At 39.6% G+C, this 14,011-nt stretch carries 8 protein-coding genes; 3 read left to right on the top strand and 5 right to left on the bottom strand.

All coding sequences use genetic code 11. The annotated features are described in order from the left end of the window. Window positions 1–10: 10 nt before the first annotated feature. The 4 genes from AC1M83_RS08115 to AC1M83_RS08100 all read right to left on the bottom strand — a co-directional run bounded on the left by AC1M83_RS08115 (window position 11) and on the right by AC1M83_RS08100 (window position 4,205). The gene (locus AC1M83_RS08115; protein ID WP_481590417.1) at window positions 11–1,630 is read right to left on the bottom strand and encodes an ABC1 kinase family protein; all 1,620 of its coding nucleotides are present in this window, start codon (window positions 1,628–1,630) and stop codon (window positions 11–13) included. A 19-nt stretch (window positions 1,631–1,649) separates the two neighbouring features. Next, the gene (locus AC1M83_RS08110; RefSeq protein WP_035264026.1) at window positions 1,650–2,306 is read right to left on the bottom strand and encodes a ubiquinone biosynthesis accessory factor UbiJ; all 657 of its coding nucleotides are present in this window, start codon (window positions 2,304–2,306) and stop codon (window positions 1,650–1,652) included. A gap of 19 nt (window positions 2,307–2,325) precedes the next feature. Continuing rightward, window positions 2,326–3,270, bottom strand: coding sequence for a bifunctional demethylmenaquinone methyltransferase/2-methoxy-6-polyprenyl-1,4-benzoquinol methylase UbiE (gene ubiE, locus AC1M83_RS08105; RefSeq protein WP_035264034.1), 945 nt, complete (start codon window positions 3,268–3,270; stop codon window positions 2,326–2,328). Window positions 3,271–3,494: 224 nt separating this feature from the next. Then, window positions 3,495–4,205, bottom strand: coding sequence for a DUF8198 family protein (locus tag AC1M83_RS08100; RefSeq protein ID WP_481590416.1), 711 nt, complete (start codon window positions 4,203–4,205; stop codon window positions 3,495–3,497). Between the two features lie 195 nt (window positions 4,206–4,400). On the opposite strand from AC1M83_RS08100, the gene pap reads away from it, so the two are divergent. Beyond that, window positions 4,401–5,855: a polyphosphate:AMP phosphotransferase gene (gene pap / locus AC1M83_RS08095; protein ID WP_481590415.1), complete on the top strand. Its 1,455-nt coding sequence runs from the start codon at window positions 4,401–4,403 to the stop codon at window positions 5,853–5,855. A 64-nt stretch (window positions 5,856–5,919) separates the two neighbouring features. On the opposite strand, the gene AC1M83_RS08090 is transcribed toward pap, so the two are convergent. Further along, window positions 5,920–6,432, bottom strand: coding sequence for a hypothetical protein (locus AC1M83_RS08090; protein ID WP_092767239.1), 513 nt, complete (start codon window positions 6,430–6,432; stop codon window positions 5,920–5,922). Window positions 6,433–6,619: 187 nt separating this feature from the next. Between AC1M83_RS08090 and AC1M83_RS08085 the strand changes: the two genes are divergently transcribed. Next, window positions 6,620–10,288: an exodeoxyribonuclease V subunit gamma gene (locus tag AC1M83_RS08085; RefSeq protein ID WP_481590414.1), complete on the top strand. Its 3,669-nt coding sequence runs from the start codon at window positions 6,620–6,622 to the stop codon at window positions 10,286–10,288. Then, window positions 10,285–14,004, top strand: coding sequence for a UvrD-helicase domain-containing protein (locus AC1M83_RS08080; protein WP_481590413.1), 3,720 nt, complete (start codon window positions 10,285–10,287; stop codon window positions 14,002–14,004). The genes AC1M83_RS08085 and AC1M83_RS08080 overlap by 4 nt, the downstream gene beginning before the upstream one ends. The last annotated feature ends 7 nt before the right edge of the window (window positions 14,005–14,011 follow it).

The following is a 14,011-nucleotide window of genomic DNA, read 5'->3' as shown; positions in this document are numbered from 1 at the left end:
GATAGTGAACTTATTTCACCATACGCCACATAGCAATGAAGGATGCCAACACAATTAAAATCATGGAGATGAACCATGGTGCAATCACAGCGATTGAGAGCAAAATTGCGATTACACTTCCGAAAATCCAACTACGCTTTTGCTGATGTTCCATTTGCAAGCGCAGTGTTTGAAGTTCATTCAATTGTTTAGCATGCCATGCAGACTGATTTTTTAAACCGTTAAGACTGTCAATCAGTAAAGTTGGTAAATCCTGAGCACCTAATAATAAGTCGGGAATTTTTTGTCCTAATTCTTTAATATTTTTTTGAGGATTCATTTGGGCTTTAACCCAATCCGTTAGAATTGGCTTTGCTAACTTCCAAATATCTAATTCAGGATAAAGGTCTGTACCTAAGCCTTCAACATGCACTAAGGTTTTAAGCAATAACATCAGTTGCGGTGGGATTTCTAAATGAAAACGTCGAGCGATGTCCATCACTTGGATCAATATGCCTGCGAAATCTAACTCATGCATCGGTTTCGAAACCATAGGTCCTACTGTACGACGCATTTCCCGTGCTAAAGCATCTTGATCCGTGCCTGGTGGAATCCAACCTGCTTGATGCACAATCTGAATCAATTGCATGAAATCACTGTTCATGACTGCCAGCAAGATACGTGCTATCGTCATTTGATCATGCTTGGAAAGCTCGCCCATGATGGCGCAATCGAGCGCAATAAATCTTGGGTTTTGCGGATTAATCGTTTCTACGAAAACATTACCCGGATGCATATCTGCATGGAAAAAATTATCGCGAAACACTTGAGTAAAGAAGATTGTTAAGCCTTTTTCTGCTAAGTCTGCACGATTCATTCCTAAACGATCAAAGGTCGCAGTATCTGATATAGGCACACCGGTGATGCGCTCTGCCACCATCACATCCAGACTATCCATATACACTTCAGGCACATACATCATGCTTGAGCCAGTAAAATAATGGCGCATACGTCGTGTATTTTCGGCTTCAAGAGTCAAGTCGAGTTCATTTAAAATGATTTGACGATAATCTTGAATAATTTCTGATAGATGCAAAGCACGGGCAGCTTCTAGCCTTTTTTCTAAATAGTGACCAAGCCATTCTAAAATTTCAAAATCTTGAATAATTTGAGCACGTATATTAGGGCGAGTTACTTTCACGACAACTTCACGCCCATCGTGAAGAGCAGCGGTATGTACTTGAGCAATTGAAGCAGCAGCTAGCGGCTTATCATCGAAGCGCGCAAATAATGTGGAAACATCTGCTTTAAGCGAATCTTGAATTCTTTGCTTAGCCACTCCAAGATCGAAAGGTTTAACACGATCTTGTAATAACACCAATTGTTGTAATATTTCTGGTGGAATTAGATCGCGACGCGTAGAGAGGAGCTGCCCTAATTTAATTGCGAGTGGCCCCATTTCTTCTAAAGCTTCTTTAAGCTTTAAAGGATTTTTACGTTCTCGACTAGAAAGTGCAGCAGGATGCAAACGTATAAGATTCAGCAGGGGGCGAACCTTTGCAGGAATATCTTCCGCAGGAACCAACGTGTCGAGTCTATAGTGCGCAGCTATACGCCAAAGTTCGATTAAACGTCTAATGTGCGGAATCATATATGCAATTACCTGAAATCTACGAAGGGTTAAATTTTGATTTTAAAAGCTGAATTTTTGCTTCTAGTCGATCAATATCTTGATTAAGCTGGCGAGTTCCATGGAGAAGATCGTCCATTTGCCAACGTGGTGCGAATAGTCCGGTATCTTCTTTTAAAAAGTCTTCCGCAAAAAAAAGATGAGATTGAAGTGACTTAATTAAATGTTGTGGTGCTAATTGAACCTTGCCGATTTGACTTGCAAGATTAGGTCCGATCCAATCACTCAATTGCGAAGCGAAGTCTGGCTCAGCATTTTGTATAATTTTTTGAATGTCTTGCAGAAGGCGATAGTCACCTTGAACGGGGATATTGCCAATGTCATTTGCTAGAAATAGTTTGCACAAGTCGACCACATTATTAACATGCAATGTGGAGTCTGCTTCAGTAATCGTGTGAGCTTGCTCCCAAGGCCGCTGTTCGAAAATAGAGGGTTGAGTGCTATGACCTGTTACTGTTGGTTCTAAACGAACTTTATTTTCATCAAAAAACACATCAACGGAAAGCTGTGGTGTATCAATCACAACACGAAGGATTTTCCCTTGTAATTGGTTAAATTGGATACGAGTAATCGCATCCAAATTAATCCAATGATGTATGGTTTTTTCAACTGCACCCAGTGCTAAGATTGACCACATGACGAAGTGCTACCTGTGGTTAGAGTTTAAAACCACGGTGAACTGCAACAATACCACCTGTTAAATTGTGATAATCGCAGTTTTGGAAGCCCGCATTTTCCATCATGCTTTTCAATGTGCGTTGGTCTGGGTGCATACGAATTGATTCAGCAAGATATTTATAGCTTTCAGCATCATTTGCCACAATTTTACCCATGATTGGTAAAGCAGTGAATGAGTACAAATCATAGAGTTTTGAGAAAGGCTCAAAGACTGGTTTTGAAAACTCTAATACAAGTAAGCGACCACCTGGTTTAAGTACACGATACATTGCTGCAAGTGCTGCATCTTTGTCTGTTACATTACGTAGACCAAAACTGATGGTGAGTAAATCAAAACTGTTGTCTTCGAAAGGCTCGAGGGTTTCAGCATTCGCCAGTACAAAATCAACGTTGGTACAACCCGCGTCGATCAGACGGTCGCGACCTACATTCAGCATGGATTCATTAATATCAGATAATACAACATGCCCAGTAGGACCAACTTCACGGCTAAATACTTTCGCTAAATCACCAGTACCACCAGCGATATCTAAAACGCGTTGCCCACGGCGAACGCCAGACATATTAATGGCAAAACGTTTCCACAAACGATGAATACCAAATGACATTAAGTCATTCATAATGTCGTATTTCGCGGCAACTGAATGGAAAACTTCAGCGACTTTTTGCGCTTTCTCTTCAGAATTTACGGTTTTATAACCGAAGTGTGTCGTTGGTCCAACGTTTCCAGTATTCGCACCACGTGGCAAATTATATTTCGGCACTGAAGAATGTACTGGCGTATCTGTCAGTTGCTCTTGTAGCGATTGTTGCTGACCTTGAGGTGCGCCAGTTGGTAATGGATCTGTTAAAAAAGGACTCACGTTGTCTTTATTATTTGCCGGCTCAACCTGAGCATGAGGCTGTTGATTTTCATTAGACATTCGAGTCACTCCTGAACACAAATAATATTAAATCTGAATTAAACTGCATAATGACAGATTCTTCAGTTTTTTTCAGTCTAGATTATGCAATTGATATGAATAATATACAGAATTAAAGCGAAGTTTCATCCATGAAATGAGAAGATGTTCTTTTATTTTCGATATTCTGACCAGACGCTTTTACGCTTTTTCGGCTGATCAGAATCTTTGCTAATGATTTCTAATTAAGCGATTTGGAAGGGATTTTCTTTCCCTGAGTGGACATTATTTACAATGATTCGCTCTTTTTCTGTAAAACTCCGAATAAAGGTCGCAGCCGATTTCATTGGTTTCATAGCGACAAAGCCTTCACCAATAAAGTCATACATCAGTTCAAAATTATATTTGCTTGCTGCACCTTTACACATTTTAAACGCTGTGTGCATGATGAATGAACGCATGTATTTGTCCAGACTCAGACCGAGCTCATCCAACAGATTGAGTTGTTCATGGCGCGCTTGCTCTTGATCTAAAGCCACTAAAGTTTCACGCATCATTTCATCAGTAATGGGTTGGTCTTTTGGATAATGTTGGAGTAAATGCTGTGCAACTTGTTCATCCAGTTGCATCGCCAAGACCGCCAGTCCTACAGATTTTAACCCAGTTTTAATGGCATTTTCTGGAATGATTTTTTCAGCTTTGTGTGCGTATTTTAGTAAACGTTCGATTTGCAATGCTAGGTCATCAAATTCAGGGCCACCATAAAGACGGTTAATAAAATATTGAGCCATCAGCTTATTTTTGTCTTCAGCGAATAACTCAGCATGTGTGTGAAGTATACGCTGTTTTAGCCAATTTTGAGCATCATTTAACCTTTGTTTAAGTGCCGGATCCTGATGATAATTGAGTTGTTTGTATTGTTCTAAAAGTTGATCTAATGCAGCAAGTTTGGACATGTTCTAGCTCAATTAAAAGGACTGAAAAAAGCATAATAGGTTGGATTGCGCTCGACTATGACTGTTGAAATCTAAAATAAAACCTTTCAGGTCAGTCATGGATGAAAAGACAATTGCAATAAATTGTACCTGAAGATTTAAGTTGATACTGTTCCTTGCGTATACTGTCGAAAATACAATAATTTTGAGTGGGCTATGTCTGAACCAAAACAACAATTTGATAAAAATACTGATCAACCCGAAGATAAGAACAAAATATTTGATGCAGATCAGATCAATTTAGACTTAATTGAAGCGCAATATGCTCTCAAAGATACACGTGGTAAGAAAAATGCCAAAAGCTTAGTGGTGTTGGTAAGTGGCATTGAGTTAGCAGGTAAAGGAGAATCGGTTAAGCAATTAAGAGAATGGGTTGATCCACGATATTTGAAAGTCAAAGCTGACCCTCCTCACCTTATTCAGCCGAATATCCCATATTGGCAACCTTATGCACGTTATATTCCTGCTGAAGGACAAATGATCGTCATGTTTGGAAATTGGTATAGTGATCTTTTAGCCACATCCTTACATGTTTCAAAACCATTTGATGAAACCATGTTCGAAAATTATTTGCAGCAAATGCAAAGCTTTGAGCAGGATTTAAAAAATAATCATGTTGATGTCGTGAAAGTTTGGTTTGATTTATCGTGGAAATCATTACAGAAGCGTTTAGATAAAATTGAACCTTCGGAGCAGCGTTGGCATAAATTGCATGGGCTGGATTGGCGCAATAAAAAACAATATGAAAATGTGCAACGATTGCGTCAAAAATTTACCCAAGACTGGGTCATTATCGATTGTGAAGATGAAGTATGTCGTGATCAGAAATTCGCAGAAGTTGTATTAGCGCGACTGAAAGATTTGCCAAATCATCCTCAAAAAATGCGCCAAAAATGGCATCAAGCGGATATTCCAGAAATTTTAACGTCCCCCAATGAAGCAGCACTTGAAAAAGATCAGTATAAGGCTGAACTCAAGAAACTGACCAAGAAAGTCGCTGAAGCATTACGCGCAGAAGGACAAAAAACGGTGATCGTTTTTGAGGGGATGGATGCTGCAGGTAAAGGTGGTGCGATCAAGCGTATTGTGAAAAAGCTCGATCCAAGAGAATATGGAATTTATAATATTTCTGCGCCCGAAAAGTATGAATTGGCGCGGCCTTATCTCTGGCGTTTTTGGAATAAACTGCTTGAAGATGAAAAAATCTCGATTTTCGATCGCTCTTGGTATGGTCGTGTATTGGTGGAAAGAGTTGAAGGTTTTGCAACGGATGTAGAGTGGAAACGTGCATATGATGAGATTAATCGCTTTGAAAAAGATCTAGTAGATACGCAAACAGTCGTTATTAAGTTTTGGTTGGCCATCAGTCAAGAAGAGCAAGCCAATCGTTTCAAAGCACGAGAGGAAACACCGCATAAGCGTTTTAAAATTACGGCTGAAGATTGGCGTAATCGCAAACGTTGGGATGATTATTTATTGGCTGCAGCAGACATGCTCCACCGAACAAATACCGAAGATGCGCCGTGGTATATCATTGCTACCAATGATAAATATACTGCACGCCTTGAGATTTTGAAGGCAATTTTGAAACAATTGAAAGTAGACGCCTAGAACTGGTGAGAGATATAAATAAAGCCCTGTAAGGGCTTTATTTATACGTCTAAGGTTTTATGTGTTAAGCGTATTTCACAACATTTGCTTGTTGTTTTTGTTGAATGCTTTTGGCAAGTTTATAGCTTTCTTCAACATGAGCCTCAGCCACTTTTTTCATGACAATATAACCCAAGCTAGCTGCAATAATTGAACCGCCCAATGGAATAAACTTAGTTACTTGCTTGGTCAACACTTTGGCTGCCATATTGTTCAGCGAAGCTTTAGCGGCAGTACGAGCCACGACTAGACCAGAAAACTCGAAACCGCGTTTGCGTAGTTCGTTCCAATGGATTTTTTTGGTTTGAGGATCAAAAACGCTGATTTGTTCAGGAGCTAAGCCAAAGCGAGCATTAATTTCTGGAATTAAAATTGACAACATACCTACGTCAATCACAACATCTAAAAAGGGCACAGGAATGACAGCAACACCTGCTGAAACATAAGAGCGTTTTTTGACGAGATCAAGACATTCATCTCGAATTTGTTCTAAATTTAAATTTGGGTCGATTGTTTCTGGAATTTTATCAATTTTCATTTATTTATCACCTAATCAAAGTCTATGGTTCTCGATCCATCACATGATGAACATAGCGCGAGATGAAAGTTTTATTAAAGTCATAAAGTAAAAGTGACATAGTCAGATTAAGATGTATAGTAATTTATGTTTATGATTTTGTTCACACAACTTCATAACGTGTACGTTGTATGGTGAAAGGGACCTTATGGGAATTCATGTAATTCAAAGTCAGCGCATTGAAGTTTTGGTACAAGGCATCATCACGACTCAAAAGCGTCCCACGAACAACCCATTTGCAGTCCTACAGCAACAACATTTTGTGGTGCCTTCTGCGGCAATGCAAGAGTGGTTAACCCAACGGTTATCTGAGCACCAAGGCATCAGTGCAAATACATTTTTCCATCAACGTATTCGTGGCTTTCAATGGTATGCCTACCAGCAAATTTTGAGTGACAAAGATAAAGTACGTAAAGCGAATATTCCACGTCTGATTATGAAGTGGCGTATTTTCCAAGCACTCAAACCTTTTATACAGCGTGCGCATAATCAGCTTGAGGTTGAACATCCTTTATTCCCATTAATCACACGTATCTATGACAGCGCAGCACGTATTGAACAGTCAAATGAACAATATCGAAAAAAAATGAGCATGTTGTATTGGGTGTCTGATCAAGTGTCAAAATTGTTCAGCAATTACATGATTTATCGAGCAGATTGTCGCCGAGCATGTGAATATGATTGTCGTTGTCCTGAAAATTGGATTCAGGTATGGGGGCGTAATGAAGCACTTAATATTGAACAACAATTACAATATCTAAACGATCAAGATTCCAGTTTTAAATTTTCGCAGGCACAACAATTAGAGGCTTGGCAACGTTGGTTATGGCTCAATATTTTTCATGAAGACTTTGTTGAAATGCAAAGTATTGATCATGATTTTTGGGGTGTACTTCGTGATGAACAGCAACAGAAAATAGCCCTCAAAAAACTACCACAGCAACTGATCGTTTTTACACTCTTGGATTTACCACCAAGTCAATTACAGTTTTTGCGCCGTTTGGGTCAGTACATTGATGTGTTGATTTTGCATTACAATCCCTCACAAGAATATTGGGCGGATAGTGTCGATCCGAATTGGAAAAAACAATATGACTTAAAGCTCAAAGAGCGATATATCGAAAAGTTTCAGCAAAAGCATCAAAGAAAACCAGCTGATAATGAAGTTGAGCATTTTTTTGAGAATTTTAGTCTGAGCTTTAATGGGCTGGCACGTGAGTCCAGACATCCCTTATTAACACGAATGGGAAAGCAGGCACGTGATCACTTTTCTCTGTTGTCGAACCTTTCCTCGGGTGATGAGGGGCAATGGATAGATGCTTTTGTGGATGAAGCACCGCAGCATTTACTGAGCCAATTGCAATCAGATATTTTACATTTGGTTGAACCTCAAGCTCAAAGTTATGTATTAGATCCAGCAGACGATTCAATCCACATTCATGTTTGTCATTCCGCTGTACGACAGCTTGAAGTCTTAAAAGATCAATTGACCCGATGGCTTGCTCAGTCAACAGCAGAAGCACCACGCCGTCCGAGTGATATTTTAGTTCTTGCGCCTGATCTGAAACAAATTGAGCCTTTGATACGGAGTGTGTTTCCGCAAAAAAATACTGCAACAGGTGTTTATCTGCCAGTAAAGCTAGCTGGTATCACGCAGTTAGATACAGTATTGGCATGGCGTTCAGTGTTAGGGCGAATTGAACTGATACAAAGTCGATTTACCATTGATGATTTTGCTGATTGGTTGAACTTAGCAGCGACCCAGGTGAGATATTGCTTAGACATTAACGGGACTGAGCGCATCTTATCGTTGTTGAGACAAGCGGGATTTCGACGAGGTTTGGATGAGCAACATCTGCAAAAAACATTGGCGGAGTATGATCAAGACTATCGGTTCAGTTTTAAGTATGCCTTAGATCGTTTGGCGCTGGGTGTGGCTGTTCCAGTTCATGCGATGTTTCAGGAGACCTTAAGTTCTCATGTAGTGGACTCGGGTGATTTTCACTTAATTGCCACGCTCATTGAAATATATAAGCACTTTGTAGAGCGTCGAGATTGGCTCACGATGATTGAAATCGAAAATGATCAAGAGACGTCAGAGCATGTTGAATTTTGGCTCAATCGTTTAATTTTAGAAGTTAATGAGTTTGAAAGCGCTGGTGTAAGCTCGTTAGAGATGATTAAAGAGATTATTCAAAAGCAAATAAGAATGCTAACGCTGGCAAATTTCTATGAAGAACATGATCAAGCCATTCTTAAAAACATACGTTTGCCTTTGAGCTATATTCTGACTGAAATCCAAAGCACCCTTGAATCGCAACTTGATTATGCATTGCCAACTGGACAAATTACATTTAGTCAAATTGGTTTGATTCGGCCAATACCGTATAAGTTAATTGTCATGATGAATTTAGATGGCGGGAAGTTTCCAAATCGGGAGAGCCATTTACCTTTTGATTTAATGGATTTACTCAAGCCAATGATTGGTGATCGATCACGTTTAGATGATGATCAAGGTGCTTTTTTAGACGCTTTGTTATTGGCCAAAGATAATCTCTGGCTATTCTATAATGGTTTTGATGTAGCCGATGGTGAAGTACGAGATCCATCGAGTAGTGTTCAGGAATTACTCCAACATCTCGCGTGGATCATAAAAACATCAGATCAATCTTCCTCGAATCCTCTCATTGATATTGATGGCATTCAAGTTCATCAGAATTTGAGCACACTCTATACGGTGCATCCTTTGCAACCCTTTGATCCTGATGGTTTTCAGCAACAGCATCAGCGCTATGAAGATGAATGGTATGCCGTGGCTTCTAACCTCAATCGTCAGGATCAACGTGGTCATAGAGAGGCTTGGATTAATACCAAGCTTGAATTGAATCAGGACATCATGGTCTTGAATGCTGAACAATGGATCAAAGATATTTGTTTTCCTGCGCGTCTTTATTTAAAAACCTTAGGCGTATCTAATTTAAAGGATCAGGATTTACCTGAGGTGAATGAGCCGTTGTTATTAGATGGATTGGCGCGATACTCTATTCGTGACTTTTTACAACAGCAGCCAAATGTTTCGAAGCTTCAGACTGAATTACTCAGTGACCAGCTTCCTGTCGGCAAATTACAAGAAGTCAGTTTGAAAATGAGTCTGTTAGAACATCAACAGTTATTAAAAAGGCAAAAGTACTATATTGATGAGCCGACCAAAATCACTCAGCGCGTCATAGCAATAGATGATATACAGCTTCAAGTGACCGTTCCTCAAGGGAATGAGATGAGCTGGGTGAGTGTTTCAACATCCAGTGCACGCGCACAACGACGAGCACATGTATGGTTAGAATACTTACTTTGGTTAAGTTATCGAGACTTACCAGATCATCTTGCAACTGAAATGCAGCGCATCCAAATCTTTAGTGATAAAACGATCATGTGTACTGGCCTGACGACGAAACAAGCTCAGGATATGCTTTCTCAATGGATTCGGGTATATAAACAAGCCCAAATAGAGCCTCTCGTTTTACCTGCAGCATTGCTGATGAAACTTGCTGCAGATGGAAAAGCATTAGAATGGGTCACTGATGAAGAGGGTCATCAGCAGTTAAATAACCTCGATAAGCTATTAAATGAGTGGAATAAAAGCGATGCCTTTCTGAGTTATAGTTTAAATGACAGTGAAGAAAGTCATTTGCACCGAGATTGGCAGTATATTTTACAGGATTTAGATGCTGAGCACTTATTAAAACAAGCGTGTGATCAGTTTGCTTATGTCTTATATCAGCCGATATATATGTATCAATCGGAGGCTGAAATATGAGTCAAAAGCCTATAGTCTCATATCAGCCAATTGTGGATATGCATTTCACTGGATTGCATTGGATTGAGGCTTCTGCGGGGACTGGAAAAACGTATACGCTCTCCAGCCTCATGGTCAGAATTTTATTAGAAGAATATTTACCAAAGCAGATTATTGCGACGACATTTACACGCAAAGCAGCGGCTGAATTGAAAAGTCGAATTCGTGCACGTTTAATCGAGGTACTTGGACTTTTAGAGTCATGTCGTGAGCTAACTCAAGATCAAGTTCAGGCGCGTGCAAAATTAGAATCAGATATTTTATATCAAGTGATTTTAAATCAATTTTCTGGCTTGATTGCACATGCATGTGCACGTTTAAAATTGGTGATAGATCAGCTTGAAGAACTCTTTGTTGGGACCTTGGATAGCTTTAGCCAAAAGCTTCTTCGTGAATTTGCATTTGAGAGCGGTAAAATTGAACGAATGCAAATCACCAATGATGCAAAACAATATACGGTTCAGTTAATTCATGATGAATTACGGGCATGGATTCAACAGCAGCCTCAATCAACTGTAGATTATTTGCTGCTTAAGAAAAAAATTAAGTCACAAGATGCTTATATCGATTTAATTGAAACGAGTTTGAATTTTTCCTCTGCTTATTTCAAAGCAGTGCCAGCGCCGACCATAGATGTAGACGCTTTCAGAACTCATGCAGAGCGCTTCATACAGATCGAGCTTGAAACGCTAGATTCATTAACAGACTTTTATGATCCTGAAGGGCAGTATTATGCTGTAGTCGCAAAGAAGTGGCGCGATCAAGATAAATTAAAAATTACACTCACGCAGTTGTTGCCTGAATTCCTTGATCAAGTTAAATCCCAAGGCATTGAAGTCATTTTTGCGTCGCATCTCAGCACTCATCTTAGTCAGTTGAATGAATTAAGAAAAAAAGTTCTCAATAAATGTCCCGTCGATGTTTTGGCGGCATTTGAGCAACATCCTATTATTGTTGAACTTGCTGAGTTTTTTAAACAGTTTGACAAGCTCAACCAACAACTCGAGCATTTGGAGAGTTATTTACAATATTATTTAGCACAACAAGTAAAACAACGTTTGCCAGAGTTGTTACAGCAAAAATCAGAAACCACATTTTCACAGCAAATTCGAACTTTGGCCGAAGCACTGCAGGGAGCGCAAGGTCAGGAGTTTGCAAAGTACGTTCACGCGCGTTACCCACTTATTTTAGTGGATGAGTTTCAGGATACCAACCAAGATCAAGATGATATGTTGGCGCAGATTTGGAGACATCCAAGTCGTGTGAAGCAGGGTTGTATGATTATGGTGGGAGACCGTAAGCAAGCGATCTACGGTTTCCGCGGTGGAGACATGCTCACGTTCCTAAAAGCATATCAAGATGTTGAAACTAAAGCAGGGCGTTTTTACCAACTTGTGCATAATCATCGTTCAGTGAAACCATTGGTCGAAGTCGTCGATGCATTGTTTCAACAACAAATGGATTTTGGTGAACAAGTTGAATATACGCCTGTTACAGCAGGTACTCGATCGCATCCATTATTGATCCAATCCGGTTTAGAAAATTATGCTCCGCTTCGTTGGGTTCAAGTAAATGATAAGGAACACGAGTTAGAGCAGGTTGCTTGGAAGATACTGGATTTGCTCAATCAGGCTGCCCAAAGTCAGCTATATTTCGAAAAGCAGGGGCAACGTATTGAGCTTCAGGCAGATGATATCGCTGTTTTGTCTCGTAACAATCCTGATTTAGATAAAGTTCATCATCACTTATTGATGTTAGGCATTCCTGTAAATCGACCTTCACGAAAAAGTGTCTTCAAAAGTGGAATTGCTCGAGATGTTGGTGCAATTTTGACAGCCATCATGAATCCATTTGATGAAGCTAAATTAAAGAGAGCTTTACTTACACGATTGATGGGTTTTAATTTACATCGTTTTTTGCAACTTCAAATTCAAGCAGATGGCTTAAGTTTATTTATCATGAAATTTGAAGAAATTCGTGAAATGTGGATGGGCCAAGGCTTTTTAACAGCATGGCAAAGTTTCCTCACAGAATTCAAAGTTTGGACAAACTTGGTTGAGCAATTCAGCTATGACAATGAACGCGAAGTGGTCAATCTACGACACATTTCAGAGTTGTTGAGCCAAAACAGTGATGAGTTAAGAGGTATGCATACCCTTTATCATTGGTATATGCGGCAGCTTTCAAATCCGATGGAAAGAGAGTGGGAAATTGAAAGACAGTTGAGTAATCAAGCGGGCGTTCACCTTTTAACTATTCACCAATCTAAAGGATTGGAGTTTAAGATTGTATTCTTGCTTGGCGCAGATCGTAAACTGTCAGATCGAAGCGAACTTAACTTTTCAATTCGTGAAGTGCAGGATCATGGAACTGGAAAGTCCGTCGCACAACGTGTCGTGGCGTTAAAGCGTGAAGAATTATTGGAACCATTAGAGGTTGAGCAACATGACCAACGTGCTTTGGCAGAGCATCGACGATTATGGTATGTGGCCTTAACTCGAGCACAACACCGCGTTTATTCAATGATGAGTGATCAAAAAGGGCAATCTATTTATGGCTTGGCGTTTTGGCGTGGTCATGGTGCGAACCAATTTCAGCATGCTTTCAGTTTAGATGAGCCATGTTTAGAGCAATGCCCTGAGAAAGTAATCGCAAAAAAAGAACATCATAATGTTCAAATGATTGCGCAGAAATATCCTCAAGTTCATTTTTATCCTAGAGCCAAAACCAGTTTTAGTTATCTCGCACAACATTTGAGTCATCAACAAATTAAAGATCGTATGGCGGCTCAAGATATGATTGAACATCATGCGAGTGATGAGGTCAATGCTGTGACGCTCGTGACTCCATATCAATTTGAGGATTTGGATCATCAACAACCTTTGAGTTGGATTCGTGCTCATTTTCCGATGGGAACATTAGCTGGAAATTTCCTACATGAAATTTTTGAACATATCGATTTTCAAGATCGCCGAGATTGGACATTAGAAATTCGCCGCCGTTTTAAAAATGCCTATTCGAGTTTATGGGAGCAATTATTCGCTAAATTTCAATCAGATTTTCATCAACATCATGATGCCGAGCAACATCTGTTAGAAATGATGGCTGAATGGTTAGCAGAGGTTTTAGAGACACCTATTCAACCTGAATTTCGACTCAAACAATTAGTACCTGAAGCACATTTGGCTGAATTTCCATTCTATTTGGCTTTAGCAGACCGAATATTTGGTATTCAGCGTATTCAGCAATTATTTTTAGAGTTTGGGCTTAATATGCCCGAATTCAATGCTGCAAATTCAGCACGTTACCTCAATGGTTCAATTGACTTGGTTTATTATGATGGGAAGCGCTATCACATTGCCGACTATAAGAGTAATTATCTCGGAAATCATGTGGAAGACTATTCAGCTCAAGCTATTCAGCTGAGCATGACGCATGCAAGTTATTGGCTACAAGCAGCCCTATATTTGGTGGCATTACATCGCTATTTAAGTATTCATATTGATGACTACAACATCGATCGAGATCTTGGTGGTGCCAGTTATTTATATTTACGTGGGATGAATGGCACTGACCAATATGGATTTAATTATTGGCGTCCTAGTTCAGAATTTATTTTAAGATTAGATGCAATATTGGGCTATTTTGCTGAGGATAAAAACAGCAAAATAGCATGAATATTTA

It is taken from the genome of Acinetobacter sp. 25-47-130 (assembly GCF_056779705.1).
This window is presented reverse-complemented; position numbering and strand designations above follow the sequence as displayed.

Bases quoted from the DNA above. Each gene is read 5' to 3' on its own strand.
- AC1M83_RS08115 (WP_481590417.1), bottom strand. From the start codon at position 1,630: ATGATTCCGCACATTAGACGTTTAATCGAACTTTGGCGTATAGCTGCG.
- AC1M83_RS08110 (WP_035264026.1), bottom strand. From the start codon at position 2,306: ATGTGGTCAATCTTAGCACTGGGTGCAGTTGAAAAAACCATACATCAT.
- ubiE (WP_035264034.1), bottom strand. From the start codon at position 3,270: ATGTCTAATGAAAATCAACAGCCTCATGCTCAGGTTGAGCCGGCAAAT.
- AC1M83_RS08100 (WP_481590416.1), bottom strand. From the start codon at position 4,205: ATGTCCAAACTTGCTGCATTAGATCAACTTTTAGAACAATACAAACAA.
- pap (WP_481590415.1), top strand. From the start codon at position 4,401: ATGTCTGAACCAAAACAACAATTTGATAAAAATACTGATCAACCCGAA.
- AC1M83_RS08090 (WP_092767239.1), bottom strand. From the start codon at position 6,432: ATGAAAATTGATAAAATTCCAGAAACAATCGACCCAAATTTAAATTTA.
- AC1M83_RS08085 (WP_481590414.1), top strand. From the start codon at position 6,620: ATGGGAATTCATGTAATTCAAAGTCAGCGCATTGAAGTTTTGGTACAA.
- AC1M83_RS08080 (WP_481590413.1), top strand. From the start codon at position 10,285: ATGAGTCAAAAGCCTATAGTCTCATATCAGCCAATTGTGGATATGCAT.